At 66.0% G+C, this 25,033-nt stretch carries 23 protein-coding genes; 16 read left to right on the forward strand and 7 right to left on the reverse strand.

Features of this window, described 5'->3' with window-relative positions; genetic code table 11:
- Nucleotides 1-2: 2 nt before the first annotated feature.
- The 7 genes from nuoL (at nucleotide 3) to ACT4ML_RS08320 (ending at nucleotide 10,208) form a co-directional block, all read left to right on the forward strand.
- On the forward strand, nucleotides 3-2,051 hold the full coding sequence (gene nuoL / locus ACT4ML_RS08290) for an NADH-quinone oxidoreductase subunit L (RefSeq protein WP_444720430.1): 2,049 nt from the start codon (nucleotides 3-5) through the stop codon (nucleotides 2,049-2,051).
- Nucleotides 2,048-3,577, forward strand: a complete 1,530-nt coding sequence (locus tag ACT4ML_RS08295; RefSeq protein ID WP_444720431.1) for a complex I subunit 4 family protein — start codon at nucleotides 2,048-2,050, stop codon at nucleotides 3,575-3,577. Before nuoL ends, ACT4ML_RS08295 begins: the two co-directional genes overlap by 4 nt.
- Nucleotides 3,577-5,115 (forward strand): NADH-quinone oxidoreductase subunit N, encoded by a 1,539-nt coding sequence (locus tag ACT4ML_RS08300; protein WP_444720432.1) that lies wholly within the window; start codon nucleotides 3,577-3,579, stop codon nucleotides 5,113-5,115. The genes ACT4ML_RS08295 and ACT4ML_RS08300 overlap by 1 nt, the downstream gene beginning before the upstream one ends.
- A 52-nt stretch (nucleotides 5,116-5,167) precedes the next feature.
- The gene (locus ACT4ML_RS08305) at nucleotides 5,168-6,667 is read left to right on the forward strand and encodes a DHH family phosphoesterase (RefSeq protein WP_444720433.1); all 1,500 of its coding nucleotides are present in this window, start codon (nucleotides 5,168-5,170) and stop codon (nucleotides 6,665-6,667) included.
- A 75-nt stretch (nucleotides 6,668-6,742) separates the two neighbouring features.
- Nucleotides 6,743-7,576, forward strand: coding sequence for a CBS domain-containing protein (locus ACT4ML_RS08310; RefSeq protein WP_444720434.1), 834 nt, complete (start codon nucleotides 6,743-6,745; stop codon nucleotides 7,574-7,576).
- A gap of 104 nt (nucleotides 7,577-7,680) precedes the next feature.
- Nucleotides 7,681-8,421 carry an SDR family oxidoreductase gene (locus ACT4ML_RS08315; RefSeq protein WP_444720435.1) on the forward strand — a complete coding sequence of 247 codons (741 nt, stop codon included), beginning with the start codon at nucleotides 7,681-7,683 and terminating at the stop codon, nucleotides 8,419-8,421.
- Between the two features lie 86 nt (nucleotides 8,422-8,507).
- Nucleotides 8,508-10,208 (forward strand): methylmalonyl-CoA mutase family protein, encoded by a 1,701-nt coding sequence (locus tag ACT4ML_RS08320; protein WP_444720436.1) that lies wholly within the window; start codon nucleotides 8,508-8,510, stop codon nucleotides 10,206-10,208.
- A gap of 24 nt (nucleotides 10,209-10,232) precedes the next feature.
- Here ACT4ML_RS08320 and ACT4ML_RS08325 read toward each other — a convergent pair whose 3' ends face one another.
- A complete protein-coding gene (locus tag ACT4ML_RS08325) occupies nucleotides 10,233-10,499 on the reverse strand; it encodes a DUF7520 family protein (RefSeq protein WP_444720437.1) in 267 nt (88 codons plus the stop codon).
- Nucleotides 10,500-10,712: 213 nt separating this feature from the next.
- Between ACT4ML_RS08325 and ACT4ML_RS08330 the strand changes: the two genes are divergently transcribed.
- Nucleotides 10,713-10,847, forward strand: a complete 135-nt coding sequence (locus tag ACT4ML_RS08330; protein WP_444720438.1) for a hypothetical protein — start codon at nucleotides 10,713-10,715, stop codon at nucleotides 10,845-10,847.
- Between the two features lie 24 nt (nucleotides 10,848-10,871).
- Here the strand turns inward: ACT4ML_RS08330 and ACT4ML_RS08335 are convergent, their stop codons facing one another.
- From ACT4ML_RS08335 to ACT4ML_RS08345, 3 genes are all read right to left on the reverse strand, one after another.
- Complete coding sequence (locus ACT4ML_RS08335; protein ID WP_444720439.1) at nucleotides 10,872-11,120, reverse strand: DUF6684 family protein; 249 nt, start codon at nucleotides 11,118-11,120, stop codon at nucleotides 10,872-10,874.
- Nucleotides 11,121-11,233: 113 nt separating this feature from the next.
- Entirely contained in the window at nucleotides 11,234-11,629 is a 396-nt protein-coding gene (locus ACT4ML_RS08340; RefSeq protein ID WP_444720440.1) for a DUF7541 family protein, read from the reverse strand.
- Between the two features lie 103 nt (nucleotides 11,630-11,732).
- Nucleotides 11,733-12,797 carry a polyprenyl synthetase family protein gene (locus ACT4ML_RS08345; RefSeq protein WP_444720441.1) on the reverse strand — a complete coding sequence of 355 codons (1,065 nt, stop codon included), beginning with the start codon at nucleotides 12,795-12,797 and terminating at the stop codon, nucleotides 11,733-11,735.
- A gap of 138 nt (nucleotides 12,798-12,935) precedes the next feature.
- Between ACT4ML_RS08345 and ACT4ML_RS08350 the strand changes: the two genes are divergently transcribed.
- Together ACT4ML_RS08350 and ACT4ML_RS08355 are read left to right on the forward strand one after the other, a co-directional pair.
- The gene (locus ACT4ML_RS08350; RefSeq protein ID WP_444720442.1) at nucleotides 12,936-14,246 is read left to right on the forward strand and encodes a M28 family peptidase; all 1,311 of its coding nucleotides are present in this window, start codon (nucleotides 12,936-12,938) and stop codon (nucleotides 14,244-14,246) included.
- A 99-nt stretch (nucleotides 14,247-14,345) separates the two neighbouring features.
- A complete protein-coding gene (locus ACT4ML_RS08355; RefSeq protein WP_444720443.1) occupies nucleotides 14,346-15,143 on the forward strand; it encodes an NAD(+)/NADH kinase in 798 nt (265 codons plus the stop codon).
- A 98-nt stretch (nucleotides 15,144-15,241) separates the two neighbouring features.
- Here the strand turns inward: ACT4ML_RS08355 and ACT4ML_RS08360 are convergent, their stop codons facing one another.
- Nucleotides 15,242-15,502 (reverse strand): hypothetical protein, encoded by a 261-nt coding sequence (locus ACT4ML_RS08360; protein ID WP_444720444.1) that lies wholly within the window; start codon nucleotides 15,500-15,502, stop codon nucleotides 15,242-15,244.
- A gap of 101 nt (nucleotides 15,503-15,603) precedes the next feature.
- Nucleotides 15,604-16,287 (reverse strand): endonuclease III, encoded by a 684-nt coding sequence (gene nth / locus ACT4ML_RS08365; RefSeq protein WP_444720445.1) that lies wholly within the window; start codon nucleotides 16,285-16,287, stop codon nucleotides 15,604-15,606.
- 204 nt (nucleotides 16,288-16,491) lie between these two features.
- Here nth and ACT4ML_RS08370 point away from each other — a divergent pair, with 204 nt between their 5' ends.
- From ACT4ML_RS08370 to ACT4ML_RS08380, 3 genes are all read left to right on the forward strand, one after another.
- Entirely contained in the window at nucleotides 16,492-17,115 is a 624-nt protein-coding gene (locus tag ACT4ML_RS08370; protein ID WP_444720446.1) for a hypothetical protein, read from the forward strand.
- 189 nt (nucleotides 17,116-17,304) lie between these two features.
- Complete coding sequence (gene mvaD, locus ACT4ML_RS08375; protein ID WP_444720447.1) at nucleotides 17,305-18,288, forward strand: phosphomevalonate decarboxylase MvaD; 984 nt, start codon at nucleotides 17,305-17,307, stop codon at nucleotides 18,286-18,288.
- Nucleotides 18,289-18,611: 323 nt separating this feature from the next.
- A complete protein-coding gene (locus tag ACT4ML_RS08380; RefSeq protein WP_138245665.1) occupies nucleotides 18,612-19,013 on the forward strand; it encodes a DUF5684 domain-containing protein in 402 nt (133 codons plus the stop codon).
- A 144-nt stretch (nucleotides 19,014-19,157) separates the two neighbouring features.
- Here ACT4ML_RS08380 and pan1 read toward each other — a convergent pair whose 3' ends face one another.
- Complete coding sequence (pan1, locus tag ACT4ML_RS08385) at nucleotides 19,158-20,375, reverse strand: proteasome-activating nucleotidase Pan1 (protein ID WP_138245664.1); 1,218 nt, start codon at nucleotides 20,373-20,375, stop codon at nucleotides 19,158-19,160.
- Nucleotides 20,376-20,501: 126 nt separating this feature from the next.
- On the opposite strand from pan1, the gene ACT4ML_RS08390 reads away from it, so the two are divergent.
- From ACT4ML_RS08390 to rad50, 3 genes are all read left to right on the forward strand, one after another.
- Nucleotides 20,502-20,771 carry a MarR family transcriptional regulator gene (locus tag ACT4ML_RS08390; protein ID WP_138245663.1) on the forward strand — a complete coding sequence of 90 codons (270 nt, stop codon included), beginning with the start codon at nucleotides 20,502-20,504 and terminating at the stop codon, nucleotides 20,769-20,771.
- 155 nt (nucleotides 20,772-20,926) lie between these two features.
- Nucleotides 20,927-22,342, forward strand: coding sequence for a DNA double-strand break repair protein Mre11 (gene mre11, locus ACT4ML_RS08395; protein ID WP_444720448.1), 1,416 nt, complete (start codon nucleotides 20,927-20,929; stop codon nucleotides 22,340-22,342).
- Nucleotides 22,339-25,023: a DNA double-strand break repair ATPase Rad50 gene (gene rad50, locus ACT4ML_RS08400; protein WP_444720449.1), complete on the forward strand. Its 2,685-nt coding sequence runs from the start codon at nucleotides 22,339-22,341 to the stop codon at nucleotides 25,021-25,023. The genes mre11 and rad50 overlap by 4 nt, the downstream gene beginning before the upstream one ends.
- Nucleotides 25,024-25,033: the final 10 nt, after the last annotated feature.

Raw genomic sequence — 25,033 nt, forward strand, 5'->3', positions numbered from 1 at the left:
AGATGGCAGCAACAGCAACAGGACCGTTCGGATTCGCACCGGCGATCGCAGTGCTCCCGCTCGTGGCGTTCGTGATCACGCTGCTGTTCGGGAGGTACCTGCCGAAGAAAGGCGCGCTCCCGGGTATCATCGCGACGGGTGGCTCGCTTCTCATCTCGCTCGTGATGTTCGCGGCGGTCGCGGGCGGCAACGCACATCACACGGAACTGTACGAGTGGACGGCCGGCGCGGCGATGAGCGAGACGGGCGCGGAGACGATTTCGTTCTCGTTCGGGGTCCTTATCGATCCCCTCTCGGCGCTCATGCTGGTAATCGTCTCGCTCGTCGCCTTGCTCGTCCACGTCTTCAGTCTCGGCTACATGAACGCCGAGGGCGAAACGGGGCTCCCGCGGTACTACGCCGAACTCGGCCTCTTTACGTTCAGCATGCTCGCCTTCGTCTTCGCGGACAACCTGCTGATGGCGTTCATGTTCTTCGAACTCGTCGGGCTGTGTTCGTATCTCCTGATCGGGTTCTGGTTCCGCACGAAATCTGCACCCTCGGCCGCGAAGAAGGCCTTCTTGGTCACCCGATTTGGTGACTACTTCTTCCTGGTTGGGGTCGTCGCTATCGCGGCGACGTTCGGCACCGTCGGCTTCGCCGGCGAGGAGTCGTTCGTCACCGCAGCCGAGACGGCGATCGACGACGGCGCAACCCTGTTCGGGTTCGACGCCGAGACGTGGGTGACGATCACCGGACTGCTCGTCCTCGGTGGCGTGCTCGGCAAGTCCGCGCAGTTCCCCTTCCACACGTGGCTTCCCGACGCCATGGAAGGCCCGACCACCGTCTCCGCGCTGATTCACGCCGCGACGATGGTCGCGGCCGGCGTCTACCTGGTCGCGCGGATGTTCGGCTACTACGCACTGAGCCCGACCGCGCTGGCGATCATCGCCTTCGTGGGCGGCTTCACCGCGCTCTTCGCCGCGACGATGGCCGTCGTCAAAGACGACATCAAACAGGTGCTGGCGTACTCGACGATCAGCCAGTACGGCTATATGATGCTCGGCCTCGGCGTCGGCGGCTACGTCGCCGGCGTCTTCCACCTGATGAACCACGCCTTCTTCAAGGCGCTCCTGTTCCTCGGTGCCGGGGCCGTCATCATCCTGATGCACCATGAACAGGACATGTGGAAGATGGGCGGGCTCAAAGCCAAAGCGCCCGTCACCTACTACACGTTCCTCGCCGGCGCGCTCGCGCTCGCGGGAATCGTTCCGTTCTCCGGCTTCTGGTCGAAAGACGAGGTGCTGTTCGACGCGCTCGCCGTCGGCCTCGAGCAACCGATCTTCCTCGCGGCCTACGCGATGGGGTTGATCGCCGTCTTCTTCACCGGGTTCTACACCTTCCGGATGGTCTTTCTGACCTTCCACGGCGAGCCCCGCTCCGAGACGGCCGAGGACCCCCACGCGGTCGGCTGGGCGGTTAAGGTCCCGCTGCTCGCGCTCGGGACGCTCGCGACCGTCGCGGGTCTCGCGAACCTCGCGCCCGTCGCGGAACTGCTCCACGCCGACATCACCTTCCTCGAGTTCTGGCTCGACGGCGAATACGGCTACCTCGAGGGACTGACCTACCACGACTACCACGAGACGGTCGCCTTCGAGGAGGGCGTGATCGGCTCCGAGACGACGACCATGCTACTGGCTGCGGGGCTGTCGCTCGGGCTGGCACTGGCCGGCGCGCTCGCGGCACACGTGCTGTACAACGTCCCCGAGCCGAAGCGCCACACGACGAAACTCGGCGGCGCGTACGGCGTCCTCAAGCGCAACTACTACCAGGACGAATACCAGGTCTGGCTCGCGGAGGGCCTGACGCTACCGCTGGCTCGAGCCGCCGATCGGTTCGACCAGACGGTGATCGACGGGGTCGTCAACGGCACCTCGCGGATCAGCCTGTCCGGTAGTAACGTGGTCAAGCGGCTGCAGACGGGTATCGTAACTAACTACGCGGCGCTGTTGGTGGGCGGGTTCATCGGCTTGCTACTCGTCCTCGGCTATATCGGAGGGTGGTTCGCATGATGATAGAAGCGCTTATCGCGGTCGCACTGCTCGGCGCGCTGGTGACGTTCGTCGCGCCGAATCGAATCGCCGGCAAACTCGCCTTCGCCATCAGCCTCGTGCCGGCGGCGCTATCGCTGTGGCTGTTCGCCGCCTTCGACGGCAGCGGCAACGCCTTGCGCGGCGGCGAACTGGCGTTCGAATCGCAGGCCGCGTGGATCGAACTCGGCGAACACTCGATCTCGTGGTTCGTCGGCGTCGACGGGATCAGCCTGCCGCTGGTCGTCCTGACGACGATCCTCTGTACGCTGGCGATCGTGAGCTCGTGGACGCCGATCGACGAGCGCGAATCCCAGTTCTACGGCCTGATCCTCTTCATCGAGGCGAACCTGATCGGCGTCTTCACGGCGCTCGATTTCTTCCTCTGGTTCGTCTTCTGGGAGGCGGTCCTGATCCCGATGTACCTGCTGATCGGCATCTGGGGCGGCCCGCGCCGCAAGTACGCCGCGATCAAGTTCTTCGTCTACACGAACGTGGCGTCGCTGGTGATGTTCGGTGCCTTCATCGCGCTCGTCTTCGGGCTCGGTGACTCGGTCACCTCCTTTGCGCTGCCCGAAATCGCGGGGGCGATGCTCGACGGCGGCCCCGAGGGCTTCTTCGGCCTCGAGGGAACGACGCTCGCGTCGGTCGTCTTCGTCGCGATGTTCCTCGGGTTCGCGGTGAAGGTGCCCATCGTCCCGTTCCACACGTGGCTGCCGGACGCCCACGTCGAAGCGCCGACGCCGGCGTCGGTGCTGCTGGCGGGGGTCCTGCTGAAGATGGGGACCTACGCGCTGCTCCGGTTCAACTTCACGATGTTCCCGGAACAGGTCGAAATGTATGCGGTCCCGATCGCGGCGATCGCCGTTATCAGCGTCATCTACGGCGCGATGCTGGCGCTCGCCCAGACGGACCTCAAACGGATCGTCGCCTACTCGTCCGTTTCGTCGATGGGCTACGTCATCCTCGGACTGGTCGCGTACACCACCTTCGGCGTGGGCGGCGCGACCTTCCAGATGGTGTCTCACGGTCTGATCTCCGGACTGATGTTCATGGCCGTCGGCGTCATCTACAACGCCACCCACACCCGAATGGTCACCGATATGTCCGGGATGGCCGATCGGATGCCGATCGCGGTCGGCATCCTCATCGCCGGTGCCTTCGGCTACATGGGGCTGCCCCTGATGAGCGGGTTCTACGGCGAGTTCACGATCTTCTTCGGGGCCTTCGGCTCCGAACTGCTCGACTACTCGCCGCTGTTTACCGCGGCGGCGATGTTCGGCATCGTGATCGTCGCTGGCTACCTGCTCTTTGCGCTCCAGCGGACGGTGTTCGGACCGTATCGACTCGAAACCGACTACGAGGTGGGCCGTGCACCCCTCCACGACATCGCGCCGATGGTCGTGTTGCTGGGACTCATCATCCTGCTGGGCGTGGCCCCCAGCCTGATCTTCGACATGATAACCGACGCAATCGATCCGATCATCCAGCACGGAGGTGATCTCTGATGGCGGTCCTCGAGCTTCCGCAGTGGATGGCACTCGCGCCGGCACTGATCCTCGCGGGGACGGCGCTCGTGTTGTTCCTGCTCGATAGTATCAACCCGCACTCGACGAACCGCACGCTGCTCGCCGGCGTCGCCGTCGTCGGTTCGCTGTCGTCGCTGGCCGTCGCCGTCTGGTTTACCGCCGCCGGCGTCGGCGCGACGGGGATCGAGAACTACGGCGTCATCGATCTGATGGGCGGCCAGTTCATCGTCGATCAGCTCGCGCTGTACTTCATGATCATCATCGCGATCGTCACCGCCCTCGTCACGGTCGCGAGCCACGACTACCTGCGGGATCACACCTATCAGGCCGAGTACTACTCGCTGGTCGTCCTCGCGGCGACCGGGATGTCGATGATGGCCGCCTCGAACAGCCTCGTGACGATCTTCATCGCACTCGAGTTGACGAGCCTGCCGTCGTACGCGCTGGTCGCGATCCTCAAGGACAACCGCGGCAGCGTCGAGGCCGGGCTGAAGTACTTCCTGATCGGCGCGCTGTCCTCGGCGATCTTCGTCTACGGCGTCTCGCTGGTCTACGGTGCGACCGGCTCCTTGCAACTCACGGATATCGCCGCGGTTCTCGAGAGCGGCGATGGAGCCGTCGGCGAAATGGGCGGCCTGCTCGGGCTCGGGATCCTGATGCTGATCGGCGGCATCGCGTTCAAGACCGCGAGCGTTCCGTTCCACTTCTGGGCCCCCGAGGCCTACGAGGGTGCACCCGCGCCGATCTCGGCGTTCCTCTCCTCGGCCTCGAAGGCCGCCGGCTTCGTGCTCGCGTTCCGCGTGTTCACGACGGCGTTCCCGGTCGCCGCGACGACGGAGGCCATCGGCGTCGACTGGACGCTGGCCTTCGTCATCCTCGCGATCGTCACGATGACGGTCGGGAACTTCGCGGCGGCGACTCAAGAGAACGTCAAACGGATGCTCGCCTACTCCTCGATCGGCCACGCAGGCTACGTGCTGATCGGCCTCGCGGCCCTCTCGGCCGAGGGCGGGGAACTCGTCATGGGCGCGGCCATGATGCACCTGCTGGTCTACGGCTTCATGAACACGGGCGCGTTCCTGTTCGTCGCCCTCGCGGAGTACTGGGGCGTCGGCCGGACCTTCGAGGACTACAACGGCCTCTCGAAGCAAGCGCCGTTCGCCTGCGCCGCGATGGCCGTGTTCATGTTCAGCCTCGCGGGGGTGCCGCCCTTCGGCGGCTTCTGGAGCAAGTATCTGCTCTACACCGAGACGATCAACGCGGCCGCGGACAACACGATCCTCTTAGTCCTCGCCGCCGCGCTCGTGGTCAACAGCGCGCTCTCGCTGTACTACTACTCGCGGCTGGTCAAGGCGCTCTGGATCGAGGAGCCGATCCTCGACCGGGACCGCCTCGCCCAGCCGACCGGGCTCTACGCGGCGATCATCGCCGCGGCCGTCCTCACGGTCGTCGCCCTGCCCGCGTTCGGGCCGATCGCCGACGCCGCGCTCGAGGCGGCCGCGGCGGTCGTCGCCTGAACCGAGCGGAGACCCGGTAGCTTTTACCCGTCGGGGTCGCAAGCCGCGACAAATGGTTTTCCGGCTCGTGCTCGGCTGTGGGACCGTCTGCCGACAGGTCACGGAGCGACTGTCCGAGCGCGACGGCGACCGACTGCTCGCGATCACCGACGACGAGAGCGTCGTCGAAACGTTGCGCGACGAGAGCGTGCCGGCCCGCGGCGCCGACCCGGCCGACCCCGACGTGATCTCGAACGTCGACCCCCCGGACGTAATCTTCGTCGGGAGCGACCGCACCGACATCAATCGGGCCGCACTCGAGGCGGCGCGGGATCGGTTCCCCGAAGCCTCGATCGTGGCGTATCTGGGCGGGAACGCGACGGCGGCGGACCGCGACCGGTTCGAGGAGTTGGCCGACGCCGTCGTCGATCCCTCGAGCGTCATGGCCGATCGGGTCCTCGACGGCGCGGCGAGCCCGTCGGCCGAAGCGGCGATCGAACTCCGGGAGCAACTCGCGGGGATCGACGGCCGGCTGGCGGTCCTCGCACACGATAACCCGGACCCGGACGCGATCGCGAGTGCGGTCGCACTGGTCGCCGTCGCCGAGTCCGTCGGCGTCGACGCCGACGCCTGTTACTTCGGCGAGATCTCCCATCAGGAGAACCGGGCGATGGTCAACCTGCTCGGGCTGAATCTGCGGAACTTAGACCGCGACCAGCCGATCTCGGAGTACTCGGCGTTCGCGCTGGTCGATCACTCCCGGCCCGGCGTCAACGATCAGCTCCCGTCCGACCTCCACGTCGATATCGTCATCGACCACCATCCGCCCCGCGGGCCGGTCCCCGGCGAGTTCGTGGACCTGCGCCAGCAGGCGGGCGCGACCAGCACCGTCCTGACCGAGTACCTCGAGCGATTCGACCTCGACTTCGATCCGGCGACGGCGACGGCGCTGCTGTACGGCATCCGGGTCGACACGAACGACTTCACGCGGGAGGTGTCGCCCGCCGACTTCCGGGCGGCGTCGCGGCTGTGGCCCCACGTCGACACGTCGCTCCTGCGCCAGATCGAACAACCCTCCCTCGAGGGCGAGACCCTCGAGACGATCGCGCGAGCGATCAAGAATCGGGTGCAACGCGAGTCGGTCGCCGTCGCCAGCGTCGGGCGGATCAGCGATCGGGACGCGCTGCCCCAAGCGGCCGATCAGTTGCTCGCGATGGAGGGCGTCGAGACGACGCTCGTCTTCGGCTTCAACGACGAGATGGTCTACCTCTCGGCCCGGTCGCGGGCCGCCGATGTCGACCTCGGGGAGACCCTGCGGGACGCGTTCGACCGGATCGGGAGCGCCGGCGGCCACGCCGACATGGCCGGCGCGCAACTCGAGATCGGCATTCTGGGCAGCGCCGACGACGAGGCGGAGATCGAGTCGATCGTCAGCGTCGTCGAGGAGGTCATCACGAACCGGTTCTTCGAGGCGATCGAGACGCGGCCTGGGGTCCCGGTCGGGGCCTACACCCAGACCAGCGAGTGGCTGTTCACCCAGCGGGGCGAGCCCGAAGACGGCGAGTCCGCGTGAGGACTCGAGGGTCGAGAGGAGGAAGAGGCAGCGTCAGTAACAGTACTTTTGCGCGCGGCTCCCGTGTGTCCGGGTATGGAGGTCGTGTCGGGCCGGACGAAGCCCAAAGTCAAGGATTACATGACGCGGGACGTAGCGACGGTGTCGCCCGACGAAACCGTCGGCGAGGTCGCGACGCGGATCGCCGAGAGCGAGGAACACAGCGGGTTTCCCGTCACGGATCGACGGCGCGTCGAGGGCTTCATCAGCGCCCGCGACCTGCTGCTCGCCGAGGACGACGACCCGATTTTCAAGGTTATGGCGACCGATCTGCTGGTCGCCCATCCCGACATGAAGGTAAACGACGCCGCGCGCGTCATCCTCCGCTCGGGCATCCAGAAGCTCCCGGTCGTCGACGACGCGGGCAACCTCGTCGGGATCATCTCGAACGCCGACGTCATCCGCAGCCAGATCGAGCGCGCGACCCCCGAGAAGGTGGGGAAACTGATGCGGACCTTAGAGCAGATCCACGAGATCGAGCTGACGGAGGAGCGCCGGACCGTTCCGCTCTCGGAACTCACCCCGACGCAGGGCCGGGTGTACGCCGACGAACTCGAGGGGCGGCGATACGAACTCGAGCGCGGGCTCGCCGAGCCGCTGGTCGTCATCGACAACGGCGGCACACTGTTGCTGGCCGACGGCCACCACCGCGTGCTCGCGGCCGATCAGCTATCGATCGACGAGATGGACGCCTACGTCATCGTCATCGCCCACGAGATCGATCTGGGGATGGCACGCACCGCCGAGAAGGAGGACCTCGAGCGGATCGACGACATCGACGTCGTCGACTACGCGAGACATCCGCTGGTCCAGACGACCAAGCGGCTCCAGTCCGACGGCGGGGGCGGAGACAGGGACGAAGACGAGTAGGGGGTCGGCGAACCGCGGGGACGATTTCTCATACTCAGCAGGGAGACAGTCAGCCGGACCGACCGCTGGTGAGCGTTTTCCGTGTCGGCGCGGTACCTCGCTCGATGGCTGGATCACACACGCCCGATCGCGTTCTCATCGCCGGTGCCAGCGGCGACACCGGACACGAACTGCTGTCTGTCCTGCGGCCGACCGAACTGACCGTTCGTGCGATCACGCGGTCGTACGCGGCCGCGGACACGCTCGAGCGACACGGGGCGGACGAGGTGATCGTCGCCGATCTCTTCGAGTCGGCCGACGCCGTGCAGGCGGTCGACGACTGTGACATCGTCTACTGTGCGCTCGGTACGCCACCGGGCCTGCGCCACGCGACCGGCGGCAAACTGGTCGACCGGACGGGCGTCATCAACCTCATCACCGCCGCCGTGGCGGAGGGAGTCTCCTATTTCGTCTTCGAGAGCGCGATCGGCGTCGGGAACTCGAGGGCAGGGCTGTCGCTGCCGTCGTGGCTCGCGACCCGGGGCTCGCTGCGGGCGAAACGGGACGCCGAGACCTCGCTGCGCCGATCGGGGCTGGGATATACGATCGTTCGTCCCGGCAGCCTCACGAACAGCCCGCCGAGCGGCGAGGTTCTCGTGGGCGAGGGCGGCGATTCCGTCTCGGGGTCGATTCCGCGCGCCGACGTGGCCCGGATCATGGCCGCGTCGCCGTTCACGCCCGACGCGCGCAATCGGACGATCGAAATCGTCAGCCGCGACGGGCTGTCGGGAACGCCGAAACGCCTCGTCGATATCGACTGGGCCGACGACGCCCTCACGACCCCCCGCGAACGCAGCCGGGCCTGAGCCGTTCTCCGGGCCATTCCGGTCCCGTTTGCAGTCGGGCAAACACCCCCCGAACCTTCATTGCGCTGTCGGCAAATATTACGACCATGTACGACGACGAGGAACTCGAGGAGATCCGAGAAGCCGGCGACCAGTGGGCGGCGGAGCGCCTCGAGCCGGCCCTCGAGCGTCACGGCGAGCGCCGGGACCGGTTCGCGACCGTGTCGAACCACGAGGTCGACCGCCTCTACACCCCCGACGACGTTTCGGACCTCGACTACCTCGAGGATCTCGGCTTTCCGGGCGAGGAGCCGTACACCCGCGGGCCGTACCCGACGATGTACCGCGGGCGGACGTGGACGATGCGGCAGTTCGCCGGCTTCGGCACCGCAGAGGAGACCAACGAGCGCTTTCACTACCTGATCGATGAGGGCCAGACCGGGCTCTCGGTGGCGTTCGACATGCCGTCGCTGATGGGACTCGATTCGGACGACCCCATGAGCGAGGGCGAGATCGGCAAGGAGGGCGTCGCGGTCGACACGCTCCGGGACATGGAGATCCTCTTCGACGGGATCGATCTCGAGGAAATTTCGACCTCGTTTACGATCAACCCCTCCGCGCCGGTGATCTACGCGATGTACGTCGCGCTGGCCGACCGGCGGGGGGTCCCCCGCGAGAACCTGCGCGGAACCCTCCAGAACGACATGTTCAAGGAGTTCATCGCCCAGAAGGAGTGGGTCATCCCGCCCGAGCCCTCGCTGGATCTCGTGACGGACGTCCTCGAGTTCAGCACGGCCGAGACGCCGAAGTTCCACCCGATTTCGGTCTCGGGCTATCACATCCGCGAGGCGGGCTCGACGGCGGTCCAGGAACTCGCTTTCACCCTCGCGGACGGCTTCGGCTACGTCGAAGATGCCGTCGAGCGGGGACCCGACGTCGACGAGTTCGCGCCGCGGCTCTCCTTTTTCTTCAACTGCCACAACTCCTTCTTCGAGGAGATCGCGAAGTTCCGGGCGGCCCGCCGGATCTACGCACGGGTGATGGACGACTGGTACGGTGCCGAGGCCGACGAATCGAAACGGCTCAAGTTCCACACCCAGACCGCGGGCCAGTCGCTGACGGCCCAGCAACCCCTGAACAACGTCGCTCGAGTGACGATACAGGCGCTCGCCGGCGTCCTCGGCGGGACCCAGTCGCTGCACACCAACAGCTTCGACGAGGCGTTGGCGCTGCCCGGCGAGAAGGCGGTCCGGGTCGCCCTGCGGACCCAGCAGATCATCGCCGAGGAGTCCGGTGCGGCCGACATCGTCGATCCCATGGGCGGCTCCTTCGCCGTCGAGACGCTCACGAACGAGATCGAGGAACGCGCGATGCGCTACATCGAGGAGATCCGAGAGATGGGCGACGGCTCGGTCCGCGACGGCATCCTCACCGGCATCGAGGACGGCTACTTCCTCCGGGAGATTCAGGATGCCTCCTACGAGTATCAGGAACGCGTCGAGCGAGGCGAAGAGGTCGTCGTCGGCGTCAACGAGTACACGCTCGAGGAGGACACCAGTCCCGACATCCTCCAAATTGACGAGACCACGTCCGAGCGCCAGCTCGGACGGCTCGCGGACGTGAAAGCCGACCGGGACGACGCGGCCGTCGAGGAGGCACTCGAGGCGCTGCGCGAGGCCAGCGAGCGCGGCGAGAATACGATGCCGTACATCGTCGACGCCGTGAAGGCCTACGCGACGATGGGCGAGATCATGGGCGTCTTCGAGGACCAGCACGGCGCGTACAGCGAGAGCATCGGGTTGGCCTGAGCCGTCGCCGGCGGGTACCGACGGCTACGCGGCGTCCTCGTCGAACTGCGAGAGGATACCGATGACGAGCCCGAGTACTCCGAGTAGCGCCGCGACGGCGACGGCCCCGTAGACGCCGAGCGTGAGCGGTGTAACGGGAACCGCGACCGCGAGGACGGTGATCTCCTCGAGCCCGGTCCGGCCGGGCAGCGTCGCGCCGAGCAGCGCCCCGAAGGCGGCAGTCGCGGCGACCAGCGCGAGGCCGAGACCGGCGATGGCGCTCCGGCCCGTAATCCGTCGATCACTGGACACGGTCCCGCGTACGACGGCCTGATTTGAGGGTCTTGTGTCGGATCGCTGGCGCTGACGAGGCGACGGCCCCGTCGACTCGAGGCCGTCGTTTACTCGAGCGGCTCCAATCGATCCGACCGCAACGAAAGCGAGGCGGAGTCGCTACCAGCGTCACGGCCGGTTGCTGGGAAACGTTCTTCCCCGATTACGGTGTAGCCCCGACAGTGACCTCCCGTGAGCTCCGATAAGGCCGACGCCGACGGGTCGGTTCTCCAGCACCGGCTGTCCGAGAAGGAACTGTTCCTGGTACTGCTCGTCGGCATCACGATACTGATGTCGATTACCGGATTCGTCCTCATTATCAACTGAGTCCGGGCAAGCGGCGTGCCCCACTCAGCTCTCGGACGTGTCGTGTCGCGTGCGGTCGTCGGTCTCGATCGCTCGAGCCGCGATGTAGGTGACGACCGCGAGCATTCCCATCGTCACGATCAGGATGGCGAATTGGATCGTCGATTGGAGCGGATCGAACCCCCACGGGTTGAACACCGCGAAGATCGCGACGAAGAACGCCATGATCGCGAACGGAATCAGGTTGACCGTGAGATCGAGCCCGATTTCGGCGTCGAATGCGCGTCGACTCATTGATTGTGGATGGTCTCGAGTGGACGTCTGCGATGGGTTTCGACTCGATTCAGTCGCGTTGCGACCGTGGTGGCCGTCGTGGCCATCACGGCTGTCGCGGCGCTGCTATCGTTCTATCTCCGTCGGAACCGCATGACGCCGGCTCCGGCGATCGTCACGACCCCGGCGATGACGAGCGCGACGCCACGACTCGCCAGCCCGGAGAGCGGTTCGAGGAGGCCGATCGGCACCGTCCCGGTCCCGTGGGCGGTCAGTACCCCGCCGACGACGACGAAGGCCGCGCCGAACGTCGCCGCGAACGCGAACGGACGATCGACGTAGTCGGCGTCCGCCAGAATCCCCGCGACGCTTGCGGCGAACGCGACGAGTCCGATGACGGCGACGGGGAGGAAGCCGACGACGATGCCGACTTCCGATCCGACGAGCCCGAGGGCGACGAGGATCGGCCACGGCCGCTCGCCGTCGGCCCGTGTCGGTTCGGTCGCCGCTCCCCGCGAGTGGTCGGCCATACTCGGCGTTCCACGTCGAGGGTGTAGTATCTGGCCCTACCCGTCTGATCTCGTGACGGTCTCGAGACAGTGAAAACGGAGACTCGGCGGGCGCGTCGGTTCGCTACTCGTCGCGCTCGATGACGAATTCGGTGAACTCCTCGAGCTTTCGGGTCGTCTCCGCGTCGAACTCCACGTCGTCGATCGCCGCCCGCGCGTCGGCGGCCAACTCGAGGGCTCGCTCGCGGGCGTACTCGACGCTGCCCGCGTCCTCGAGGATCGAGAGGGCCTCGAGGATTTCGTCGTCGGTGTTGTCCTCGGCCTCGAGGATCGACTGCAGCCGGCGGACGCGGTCGGGGTCGCTCGTTTGCATGGCGTGGATGACCATGAGCGTCTTCTTGCCCTCGCGGATGTCGTTGCCGAACTCCTTGCCGAACTCGCCGGCTCGGCCGAGCGAGTGCTCGATGTCCAAGATGTCGTCGCCGATCTGGAAGGCGACCGCGGTCAGTTCGGCGTATTCGGCGACGGCCGCCTCGACCTCGGGCGGTTGGTCGGTGATGATCGCGGCGAGGCGAGCGACGATCCGACCGAGACAGCCCGTCTTGCACGCACACATCTCGAGGTACTGGTCAGTGTTGATCCGAACCTCGCGTTCGTTGTGCCAGCAGATGTCCATCCCCTGGCCGAGATGGGTGCGGTTCAGTTCGTGCATGAGCATCTCGTAGGCGGCCAGCCGCCGGTCCGCCGGGAGGTCGGCGGGGTCCCGTGTGAGGACCTTCAGCGGCAGGAAGTACATCGCGTTGCCGGCGTTGAGCGCGATGTCGCGCCCGTAGACGCGGTGGAGCGCGGGCTCGCCGCGCCGAATCGTCGCCCCATCTTCGACGTCGTCGACGATGATCGTCCCGTTGTGCAGTATCTCCGGAATACAGGCGTAGGGCAGGTACTCGGCCGGGTCCTCGCCGAATCCCTCGACGAAGACGAGAAAGAGTACCGCACGCCACCGCTTCCCGCCTCGATCGAGGAGATCCCACAGCGGCGTCGCCAGCGCGCGCTGGATGCCGGTGGGGTCGTACTCGTAGGTCGGGGGGCCGAAGAAGGACTCGAGGTAGTCGGCATCGATCTCGCGTGGGACCAGATCGGCGATCGCCTCATCGATGGCCGGCCGCCAGTCGGCAAGCGTCTCCCGCATACCGACCCCGAGAGGGAGCGGCGTAAAAAAGATTCGTAGTTTGTCGTGTCAACGAGTGGTGTCAATCCACATACTACTGTCGGCGGTCAGAGTCCAGCGAGCGATACAGTTACCCGGCCGTCGTGTGTCACTCCAGCCATGAGCGCTTGGATCGGATCCGTTTTCGAGAGCGACGTCGGCTGGACCCACCTCGAGGACCTCGTCGATGTCGGGAACCGGATGGCCGGCAGCGAGGGCGAACGCGAGGCCGCCGAACTGACCCGGAACGCGCTGGCCGACGCCGGCGCGCGAAACGCCCGCCTCGAGCCCTTCGAGATACAGGGCTGGACCCGCGGCGACAGCGCGATTACGGCCGGCGACACCACACAGGAGTGTATCGCCCTGCCGCGCAGTCCCGACGAGCGCGTCGTCGCGCCGATGATCGATCTCGGCTACGGCATGCCCGAGGACTTCGCGGAGACCGATGTCGAGGACGCGATCGTCATGGTCCGCAGCGACAGCCCCGACTACTACGATCGGTACGTCCACCGGCGGGAGAAGTACTACCACGCCGTCGAGAACGGCGCCGTCGGGTTCGTGTACCGAAACCACGTCGAGGGCTGTCTGCCGCCGACCGGTAGCGTGGGGACCGACGCGGACCCGGTCGGCGCGATTCCGGCACTCGGCGTCTCGAACGAGGTCGGCGCGCGGCTGGCCCGGCGGTTCGACGGGGAGTCGATCACGGTCTCCGTCGAGGCTGACATCCACCCTGCGGAGAGCCAGAACGTGCGCGCCGAACTCGGCCCCGACACCGACGAGCGCGTACTCGTGACGAGCCACGTCGACGCCCACGACATCGCCGAGGGCGCGATGGACAACGGCGCCGGAACCGCGATGATCGTCGAACTTGCGAACGCCCTCGCGGAGCGCGAGGACGACCTCGAGACCCGCGTCGAGTTCGTCGGCTTCGGCGCGGAAGAGGTCGGCCTCGTCGGCTCCGCGCGATACGCCGAGCAGACGGACCGCGAGACGATCAAGGCGGCCGTCAACAACGACGGCGTCGTCCGCGATCGGACGCTCTCGATCGTCACGCAGGGCTTCGACGCGCTGCAGGAGGTCGCGAACGACGTGGCCGACCGGTACGATCACCCGATCGGGACGGTCCCGAAGGTCGGCCCCCACAGCGACCACTGGTCGTTCGTCGAGCACGGTGTTCCGGGCTGTCACGTCAAATCGATCTCGGACGGGCCGGGACGGGGCTGGGGCCACACCGCCGCCGACACCATCGAGAAACTCGAGCCCCGAACCCTGCGCGAACAGGCGATCCTCCTGACTGAATACGTCGTCGCACTCGCCGAGAGCGAGGTGACGGTCGATCACAGGGACACCGCCGCTATCGCGGCCGACCTCGAGTCCCAAGACCTCGCCGAAGGGATGCGGATCACCGGCGATTGGCCCTACGACGAGTGATCGCGCCCGCGGTGGCCGGGGCGACCGCAGCCGACCGCCGGCGTGCAGTCTGCGACCGACAACCGTACGCTTTTGAGCGGCCCGTGTGAACTGACGGCCATGGATGCCGCGTGGAGCGCGGGCGATTCGCCCGTGGTCGGCGTCGTCGGCGAGGCAGACGGGAGCGGCGCCATCGAAATCGACGACGACCTCGAGTCGGTGTTCGCCGATGCGGACGCCGACGTGACGGCTATCAACGGCGGTCTCGAGGACGTGCTCGCGGCGGAGCCGTCGGTGGTGGTGACGGCCGACGAAGCGACCCTGTCGGCGGTCGCTCGCGCCGATGTCGACGGTCCCGTTCTGCCGGTCGGTTCCGTTTCCGGGATCGAGTCGGTCGACCGCGATCGCCTTTCGGATGCGCTCGAGGCCGTCCTCGACGGCCGTGCTCGCAGTCGCGAGCGGACCGTTCTCGGCGTTTCCCTCGAGTCGACACGTGACGAGACAGCGGCGACCGCGACTCGAGTGCGTGCGCTGTTCGACGTGACGCTCATCACCGACGAACCCGCTCGGATCTCGGAGTACGGCGTCCGGGACCGGGGCGGGTCCGTGGCGACCTTTCGCGCCGACGGCGTCGTCGCGGCGACGCCGGCGGGGAGTCACGGCTACGCGAGCGCGGTCGACGCGCCCCAACTCTCGCGGGCCGTCGACGCGGTGGCGGTCGCGCCGATCGGTCCCTTCGTCACCCAGACCCGGCAGTGGGTGCTGCCGACCGACGAGCTGACGTTCACCGTCGAACGCGAGGCGTGCGACGTGACGCTCGTCGTCGACGGACGATCGATCGATCCGGTCACCGTCGACTCGGAGGTGACCGTCTCCGCCGCCGGGACGCTCTCGACGCTGGTCGTTCCGAACGAGTGACTCGCGGAGTCGGCAGAAGAGAGCGCGAAAACGGCGGTGTCGGCCGCTGGTCGGCGATCGGGACCGGGTCGCGGCCGGCTCGCTTCGATTGTGCCCGCTTAGCCGTTGTACGGCTCCTCGTCGCGGTGGTGGTCCGGATTCTCGTTCTCGAGGGCGTCGTCTTCCCGGTCGACCGATTGCTGTTCGATGTCCTGCCGGCGCTGTTCCTCGTCTTGGCGCTCGCGAGCTTCCTTCTCTTCCTCGGTGAGCCCCTCTTCGTCCTGGGCCTCCTCAGGATCGGTCTCCTCTTTCGTGAGCTGGACGTCCCGCCCGTGTTCGTCCTTGCCGGTGGTGTCGCGCTCGTCAGTGTTGTCAGACATAGTGATCCCGATTGTGGCTACCCTCGGTCGCTGAAAAGGCGTTGGGCTTGCGAGAGTCGGCGCGGCAGCTGTATTGCAGCAACTGGCCGTTTAGCCGCGTCTTACCAGGGTTCGTCGGAAGCGAGATCGATCTCGCTGTCGCCCTTTGCCGACGGGCAGATATCCGCCAGCACGCAGTCGGCACAGTCGGGGTTCTGGGCCGTACAGGTCGCTCGACCGTGATCGATACAGAGATGAGTGAACTGCTGCCAGTCGTCCTCGGGGACGATCTCGATCAGGTCCTGCTCGATCCGTTCGGGGTACTCCTCCTCGGTCAGCCCCAGCCGCTGTGTGAGCCGCTGGACGTGCGTGTCGACGACGATTCCCTCGACGATGTCGTGGCCGTGCTGGAGGACGACGTTCGCCGTCTTCCGGCCGACGCCCGAGAGCTCGGTCAACTCGTCCATCGTGTCCGGCACCTCGCCGTCGTGGTCCTCGAGGATCGTCTTGCAGGAACTCTTGATGTAGCCCGCCTTGCTGTTGTAGTAGGTGATCGAATTCAGATCCTCCGCGAGTTCCTCCTCTGGCGCGTTGGCGTAGTCCTCGGCGCCGTCGTACTTCTCGAAGAGGTGCTTGGTCTCCTTGTTCACCCGTTCGTCCGTACATTGCGCCGAGAGGATCACTGCGATCAGGAGTTCGAGCCGGTTCGAGTACCGCAGCGAAATCGTCGAGTCCGGATACGCCTCCTCGAGTCGGTCGATGACCTCCGTCGCCTGCTCGGCGCGGGTCTCGAGCGGGGTTCCCATGCAGGAGTCGTTGCGAGAGCGCGCATTTGAGCCGTTCGGTTCGAGGTGGGAGTTCGAATCTCCAGTAACGCCGCCCTCCGCTTTCGGAGCCGGTGACACGGCTCGCAGGGCTCACCGCCCCGTCAGAATTCACGGAAGGAGTACTATTATCATATCCGACGGACGTAGTATGAAAGGCGAGTCCGCCGGGAGGAGCGATCGATAATGACAGAGGAGACTCACCGGACGCAGGTCGACCGCGCGGAGGGACAGTCGAGAATCGGCGTGCTCGACGTGCTGATAGCCGAACTCGAGGCCGACGACGGCCCGAACGGGGAAGCGCTCCGCCGGGCGCTCGACCTCGAGCGGACGGCCACGCCGGAGCGGGTCGCGGAGACCGAGGCCGCCATCGAGTCCCTGCGGGCGGCTCTCGACGACCGGACGGCAGCCCACGCCGAACTGCGGGCCGAGATCGAGAACGACCTCGAGCCGCGGCTCGATACCGTCGACCGCCGCCTGCGGGACCTCGAGACCCGACTGTCGAGTCTCGAGTCCGAGACGCGGGAGTTCCGCTCGGAGCTCACCGCCGTCCGCGATTCCCTCGCTGACGTTCGCGACGATGATCCCGACCGCGTTGATGACACCGACATCGACGCGCTCGCGGACGATCTCGCGGCCCTCGAGCGAACGGTCGCGACCGCCTTCGACGCGGTCACGTCGGACCTCGAGAGCGATCTCGAACGGGTGCGAGCGTCCCTGACGGAGGATATCGGCGCGCTCGAGCAGCGGCTGTCCGCGCTCGAGGAGGTAACGGGGACCGACCCGGAACCCGAGACCGAGCGAAAATAGGTCGCGCGGCGTCGGAAGTGAGAACGCCGATCCGAGAGTTCGCCGCGGACGATCGATCAGACCGTTTATGAAATCGACGAGAAGTGCGATATACTGCGGATATAGGTGCGGAGCGTCGCTGAGACGTTCGAACCGTCGGACTGATAGGATGCCGTGAGGTTTAAGCGGTCTTCAGCCACGTATCCGGGTATGAAAGCCACGGCCATGGCCCACCCCATTCAGGGACTGGTCAAGTATCACGGGATGCGCGACGAGATCGAGCGGCTGCCGTACCACGACAGTATCAGCGTCTGTACGGCCCCGAGCCACACCCGGACGACCGTCGAGTTCTCGATGGACTACGACGAGGACACCTTCATCGTCGACGGCGAGGAACTCGAGGGACGGGCCCACGAACGGGTCGAGGCCGTCGTCGAGAAGGCCCGCTCGAAGTCCGACGCCGCCCACACCGTCTACCCGGTCCGCCTCGAGAGCGAGAACAGCTTCCCGACGAACGTCGGGCTGGGATCGTCCTCCTCTGGCTTTGCGGCCGCGGCGATGGCGCTGGCCGAGGCGGCCGAACTCGACGCCTCGAAAGGGGAAATTTCGACGATTGCGCGCGTCGGATCGGCCTCGGCCGCGCGGGCGGTCACCGGCGCGTTCTCGCATCTCCGAACCGGGATGAACGACGAGGACTGTCGCTCCGAGCGGATCCCCTCGAACCTCCACGAGGACCTGAAGATCATCGTCGGCCTCGTCCCCTACCACAAGGACACCGACGACGCCCACCGCGAGGCCGCCGACAGCCACATGTTCCAGGCCCGCAACGCCCACATCCACGAGCAGATCGCGAAGATGCGTGACTCCCTGCGCAACGACGACTTCGAGGGCGTGTTCGAACGCGCCGAACACGACTCGCTGTCGCTGGCCGCGACGACCATGACCGGCCCCTCCGGGTGGGTCTACTGGCAGCCGGCCACGCTCGCGGTCTTCAACAAGGTGCGCGAACTCCGCGAGGAAGAGGACATCCCCGTCTACTTCTCGACGGACACCGGTGCCAGCGTCTACGTCAATACCACCGAGGAACACGCCGAAGAAGTCGAGGAAGCGGTCTCCGACTGCGGCGTCTCGACGACCACGTGGGACGTCGGCGGCCCCGCCCGCCTGCTCGAGGAAGACGACCACCTGTTCTAACGACGGCTCGCGCGTCGATCCTCCGACGCGGCGCTTCGCGCTGTGCTCCGGTCGATCGTCGGCACGTTCTCACACCGTTTGCTATCGTAGCCACTGACCCGATTTGCACACTGATCGCAACGCTGTCCGGCGATCAGGTGCGCAGTGACTTTCAGTGGCTACTACCGTTTTCTCAGACCTGTCCGAGTTCCGAACGGTTGCGACTACGCAGTAGTACAGCCTCTCGTGATCGACCGATCCTCCCGACAAGTCGACGGCGACCCGGTACCGCCGGTTCGGATATAGTCGGAATGACTATCAGTCACGTGTTCGAAAGCGGTGTGATGTCATATTTGGATATTACAACCGCCGTGCTGCAACAAGGTGGCGGCGAAGCCGGCGGCGGCCTCACGATGATCATCGGATTGCTGTTTGTCGTGTCCTACATCGCAGGCGCATGGAAGACCTTCAGTAAAGCCAATCAGCCCGGCTGGGCGGCGATCATCCCCATCTACAACTGGTACATCATGTTCAAAATCGGGAACAACGAGTGGTGGTGGGTCCTCGTCATGTTCGTTCCCATCGTGAATATTTACGCTACCTACAAACTGTTCGCCGGCGTTTCGAACGCGTTCGGCTACGGGATCGGGTTCACTCTCGGGCTGTGGTTCCTGGGATTCCTCTTCTTCCCGCTGCTCGGCTTCGGCGACGCGACGTATCGTGGCTCTCCCACGCTGGGCGCGTAGCGCGGTCGTCTGCGCTGTGACCATCGTCCGAGCCTGCTAGAACTCGCGGTGGTCGGTTCGAACTGCGACTGACGGCCACCGATGCCGTCGCTCGAGCGAGCGAAAGACGAAATAACGAACTGACGTCGACCTCGAGCCGGGGTGTTAGGCGAAGGTTTTCGAGACGTCTTCGGTCTCGTCGGATTCGGCTTGGACCTTGTCCCACGCGTTGCGGAAGTCCTCCATCCGGATCTCGGTGCGGTCGTCGCGGATGGCGAACATGCCGGCCTCGGTACAGACCGCTTTGATGTCGGCACCGGAGGCGTTGTCGGCCTCTTCGGCCAGTTCAGCGAATTCGACGTCGTCGGCGACGTTCATCCCGCGGGTGTGGATCTCGAAGATGATCTCGCGGCCCTCGGCGTTGGGCTTTGGCACTTCGATCAGGCGGTCGAACCGGCCGGGTCGCAGGATGGCGCGGTCGAGCATGTCGAAGCGGTTGGTGGCGGCGATGATGCGGATCTCACCGCGCTCTTCGAAGCCGTCCATCTCCGAGAGGAGTTGCATCATGGTCCGCTGGACCTCGGCGTCGCCGGAGGTCTTGGACTCGGTCCGCTTGGCCGCGATGGCGTCGATCTCGTCGATGAAGATCACTGCGGGTTCGTGCTCGCGGGCGACATCGAAGAGGTCGCGGACGAGCTTTGCCCCCTCGCCGATGAACTTGTGGACCAGTTCCGAGCCGGCCATCTTGATGAAGGTGGCGTCGGTCTGGTTGGCGACGGCCTTGGCGAGCATCGTTTTGCCGGTGCCCGGCGGCCCGTAGAGCAGGACGCCGCTGGGCGGGTCGATGCCCACGTCGTCGAACATCTCGGGCTTCTCGAGGGGCATCTCGACGGTCTCGCGGACCTCTTGCATCTGCTCTTCGAGCCCGCCGATGTCCTCGTAGCTGACCTCCGGGCTCTCGGTGACTTCCATCACGCGAGCGCGGACGTCGGTTTCGTTCGAGAGGGGCTTGACGATAGACAGCGAGTTGTTGACCGCGACCCGCGCGTCGGGTTCGATGTCCTCGCGCATCTCGTCGGTGACTTCGGTCAGCGCCTCCTGATTGTTCCCGTGCTGTTTGATGATGACGCCCTCGTCCGTGACCTCTTGGACGGTGGCGACGAACAGCGGCGACTGCTTGAGTTTCTTGTTCTCGTGTGTGAGTCGCTCGAGTTTCTGCTGGTACTTGTTGTTCTCGGCGTTGGCGTCGAGGAGCTTGTCGCGCATCTCCTCGTTTTGCGCCTCGAGGATCTCCAGCCGTTCCTCGAGCGCCTGGATTTTCTCCTGTTGGGACGCCTCGTCCTCATCATATGGGAGGTCGACGTCGTCCACGGTGTCGCTCATCACCCGTCCTTTAGGTACTGGTTCATAAGAGACTTCGGGTAGGTGTATTCAGGCTCGTAATATAACTATAGAGCATTAAAACGAATAGAAAATATTATCACCCCGTATTCGGAATGGGGAGGTAGGATGAGTGCTTCAGAGTCGCTTCGACAGGAGACCAGCGAGCGGGGAACGTGGGACGACGTGCGCGAGCTGCCGCCGAGCGCCAAACTCGTCGCGAAGGTCCTCGAGTACAACGACACGATGACCCAACAACAGATCGCCGACGAGACGCTCCTGCCCTCTCGAACCGTTCGGTACGCTCTGAACCGGCTCGACGAGGAGAACGTCATCGATTCGCGCTTTTCGTTCTCCGACGCTCGCAAGCGCCTGTACAGCCTCGATATCGAATCGTAACTGGCGTTGTCGTGTCGATCTTCGCTGTTCTCGCTTCTGTTTCTCTCGTCTGCGAGCGCGACACGGTCGGCCGTCTCGAGGCTCTCCGAACTGTCCGTACTACTTTCACTTCGGTCACGGAACCCCTTTAGGGCGGGCTCGCCAACGACTGGCCAATGACGCGGGTACTACACACGGGCGATACCCACCTCGGGTACCAGCAGTACAATTCGCCCGAGCGACGACAGGACTTCCTCGAGGCGTTCCGGACCGTCGTCGAGGACGCGGTCGCGGACGACGTCGACGCGGTGGTCCACGCCGGCGACCTCTTTCACGACCGCCGGCCGGGACTGGTCGACCTGCAGGGAACCGTCGACATCCTCCGGGTGCTCGAGGACGCCGACATCCCCTTTCTCGCCGTCGTCGGCAACCACGAGTCGAAACGCGACGCCCAGTGGCTCGATCTCTTCGCGGATCTCGGACTGGCGACCCGGCTCGGTGCCGAGCCAGTCGTCGTCGACGATGTCGCCCTCTACGGACTGGACTTCGTCCCCCGCTCACGGCGGGACGATCTGACCTACGATTTCGACGCCGTCCCGGACGATGCGGCGTACGCGACGCTGGTGAGCCACGGCCTCTTCGAACCCTTCGCGCACGCGGACTGGGACACCGAGACCGTCCTCGAGGAGTCGACGGTCGATTTCGACGCTGTCCTGCTGGGGGACAACCACAAACCGGACACCGCGGAGGTACGCGATACGTGGGTCACCTACTGCGGGTCGACCGAGCGCGCGAGCGCCAGCGAGCGCGAGGACCGGGGCTACAACCTCGTCGATTTCGCGGACGACGAAGTCGCCATCAGCCGCCGCGGTCTCTCCTCGACCCGGGAGTTCGTCTTCGTCGACGCCGACCTCGCGGAGGGGGAAGGCGTCGACCGCGTGCAGGAACGCGTCCGCCAGCACGACCTCGAGGACGCGGTCGTCATCGTCACCGTCGAGGGCGAGGGCCGCCCCATCGCGCCGGCCGCGATCGAGGAACTCGCCATCGACCGCGGCGCGCTCGTCGCCCGCGTCAACGATCGCCGCGACCTGCCCGACGAGGACGAGGATGTGTCGGTGAGCTTCGCGAACCCGGACGACGCCGTCCGCGAGCGGGTGCGCGAGATGGGGCTCAGCAACGCCGCACTCGAAATCGACGAGACCGTCCGGAGCGGCGACCTCGCCGATTCGAACGTCCGCGAGTCCGTCGAGCGGCGGGTTCGCGACCTGCTCGAGGACGACGAATCGGCGTTCGAGCCCGCGCCGGAGCGGGAACCGGGCGACGAGGACGTGACGACGGTCGCCGATCAGCTCGCGGACGGGAGCGAGGCGGCGGACGCGACCGCGGCCGAGTCGACCGACTCGGCGGACGCGGACGGCGACGCGGCGGCCGCGACGAACGGGGGCGAGACAGTTGCCAACGAAGCCGATGACGCCACCGACGATACTGCCAGCGGCGACATCAACGATGGCGACAGTGACGCCGCCGAAACCGAGGAAACGACTGATGCCGACGCTGACGCCGATACCGCCTCACTGGGTGATTTCGCGTGAGAGTCGACCGCGTCCGCCTGTTGAACTTCAAGTGCTACGGCGACGCCGACCTTACACTCGAGCGCGGGGTCACCGTCGTCCACGGCGTCAACGGCAGCGGGAAGTCGACGCTGCTCGAGGCGGTCTTCTTCGCGCTTTACGGCTCAAAAGCGCTGGACGATCGCACGTTAGACGACGTGATCACGACCGGCGAGGAGGAGGCCGAGGTCGAACTCTGGTTCACCCACGACAACCGCGAGTATCACGTCGACCGGCGGCTCAAACTGCGCGGCGACCGCGCGACCACGACGAAGTGCGTCCTCGAGACGCCGACCGAGACGATCGAGGGGGCACGCGACGTGCGCCGGGAGGTGACCGAACTCCTGCGGATGGACGCCGAGGCGTTCGTCAACTGCGCCTACGTCCGGCAGGGCGAGGTCAACAAACTCATTCACGCCTCGCCGAGCGACCGGCAGGACATGATCGACGACCTGCTCCAACTCGGCGCGCTCGAGGACTACCGCGAGCGGGCCAGCGAGGCCCGGCTCGGCGTCAAGACGGTGCTCGACGGCCAGCGCGAGGTCCTCGAGGATGTCCGCAATCAGGTCGAGCAGAAAGAGGAGAAGGACCTCCACGAGCGCCTGAACAGCCTCGAGTCCCGCCGTGCCGGCGTCACAGAGGAGATCGAGCACTACGAAACGCAACGCGAGCAAGCCCACGAGACACTCGAGACGGCCGAAGACGTCCTCGAGCGCCACGCGGAGACCCGCGAGGAGATCGAGACGCTCGAGGAAGAGATCGAGGAGCTGCGGTCGAAGATCTCCGAGACCGAACGCAAGCGCGAGAACGCGAAAGACGAGATCGGCGAGGTCCGCGACCGGCGCGAGGAACTCGCGGACGAGCGCGACGACCTGCTCGCGGAGACCGACCTCGAGGCCACGGACCCCGACGAGGAAGCGGTCAAGGAGCGAATCGCGGATCTCGAGGCCCGCGACGAGGAACTCCGGGACGACCTCGAGGACATTCGCGTGACGATCACCGAAGGGAACAACGAGATCGAACGACTTCGGTCCGAGGCCGACGACCTCGAGACGCGGGCCGACGAGGCCCGCGAGGAGGCCGACAACCTCGAGGATCGGATCGACGCCGATGAGGAGGCGATCGCGGACCGCGAGGAGAAACTCGAGGACCTCGCGGAGCGGATCGAGACCGCGCGAGCCACCTTCCAGGACGCACCCGTCGAGTTCGGCGCGGCCGAGTCACAGCTCGAGGACCTCGAGGCCGAGCGCGAGGAACTGGTCTCGGCGATCAACGATCTCACCGCCGATATCCGGACCGCCGAGAACGCCATCGAGGAGGGCGAACGACTGCTCGAGGAGGGCAAGTGTCCCGAGTGCGGCCAACCGGTCGAGGACTCGCCCCACGTCGACGTGCTGGATGAGCGCCGGGAGGAACTCGCCGACCTCGAGGCCGAGCGCGAGGAACTCGAGGATCAGCGCGACGAGATCGACGAACGGATCGACCGCGCCGAGGATCTGCGGGAGGCCGAGCGACAGGTCGACCGGCTCGAGGAGAACCGCGACAACATCGAGCAACTGCTCGCGGAGAAACGAGAGACGCTGGCGGACCGGCGCGACCAGCGCGAGCGGCTCCACGAGGACGCCGACGAGTACGAAACCGAGGCCGAGGAAAAGCGTGCGGCGGCAGCGGAACGCGAAGCGGACGTCGACGACGCGCGGGCCGAACTCGGCGCAATCAACACCGAACGCGGCGAGATCAAGGACGCCCTCGAGGCGCTCGAACGAATCTCGGCGATCGCCGACGAGCGGGCGGCCCTCGAGAGCGAGATCGAAACCCTGCGGGAGCGACGCCAGGACTGGGAGACGATGAACGACGAGCGCCGCGAGGGGCTCTCCGAGAAGCGCGACCGCAAGCGCGACCTCGAGTCCGAGTTCGACGAGGAGCGGGTCGAGACCGCCCGCGAGGACAAGCAAAACGCCGAGCGGTATATCGAGCAGGTCGACGACAAACTCGACGAACTCGAGGAGCAACGCAACGGCGTCCAGAACGCCATCGGCGCCGTCGAGAACGAACTCGAGGAACTCGAGCGCCTCCGCGAGCGCCTCGAGAGCCTCGAGGATCGGTGTGAGAAACTCGAGTCGCTGTACGACGAGGCCGAGACGCTACAGACGACCTACGGGGAACTGCGGGCGGAACTGCGCCAGCGCAACGTCGAGACCTTGGAGCGGCTGCTCAACGAGACGTTCGATCTCGTCTATCAGAACGACTCCTACGCGGCGATCGATCTCGACGGCGACTACCGGCTGACGGTCTACCAGAAGGACGGCGAAGCGCTCGAGCCCGAGCAGCTGTCCGGCGGCGAGCGGGCGCTGTTCAACCTCAGCCTGCGGTGTGCGATCTACCGGTTGCTCGCCGAGGGCGTGGAGGGGACCGCGCCGATGCCGCCGCTGATCCTCGACGAGCCGACGGTCTTCCTCGATTCGGGCCACGTCACGCAGCTCGTCTCGCTGGTCGAGTCCATGCGTGATCTGGGCGTCGAACAGATCGTCGTCGTCAGCCACGACGAGGAACTCGTCGGCGCGGCGGATTCGCTGGTCCGGGTCGAAAAAGACGCCACGTCGAACCGCTCGCGACTCGAGCGCGGCGAGCCGCCGGAAGCGGAACTGCTCGCGTCGGAGTAAAACGACGCTT

Origin of the sequence: Natrinema sp. LN54, assembly GCF_052439245.1 — an archaeon.
Classification (GTDB): Archaea; Halobacteriota; Halobacteria; order Halobacteriales; family Natrialbaceae; genus Natrinema; species Natrinema versiforme_A.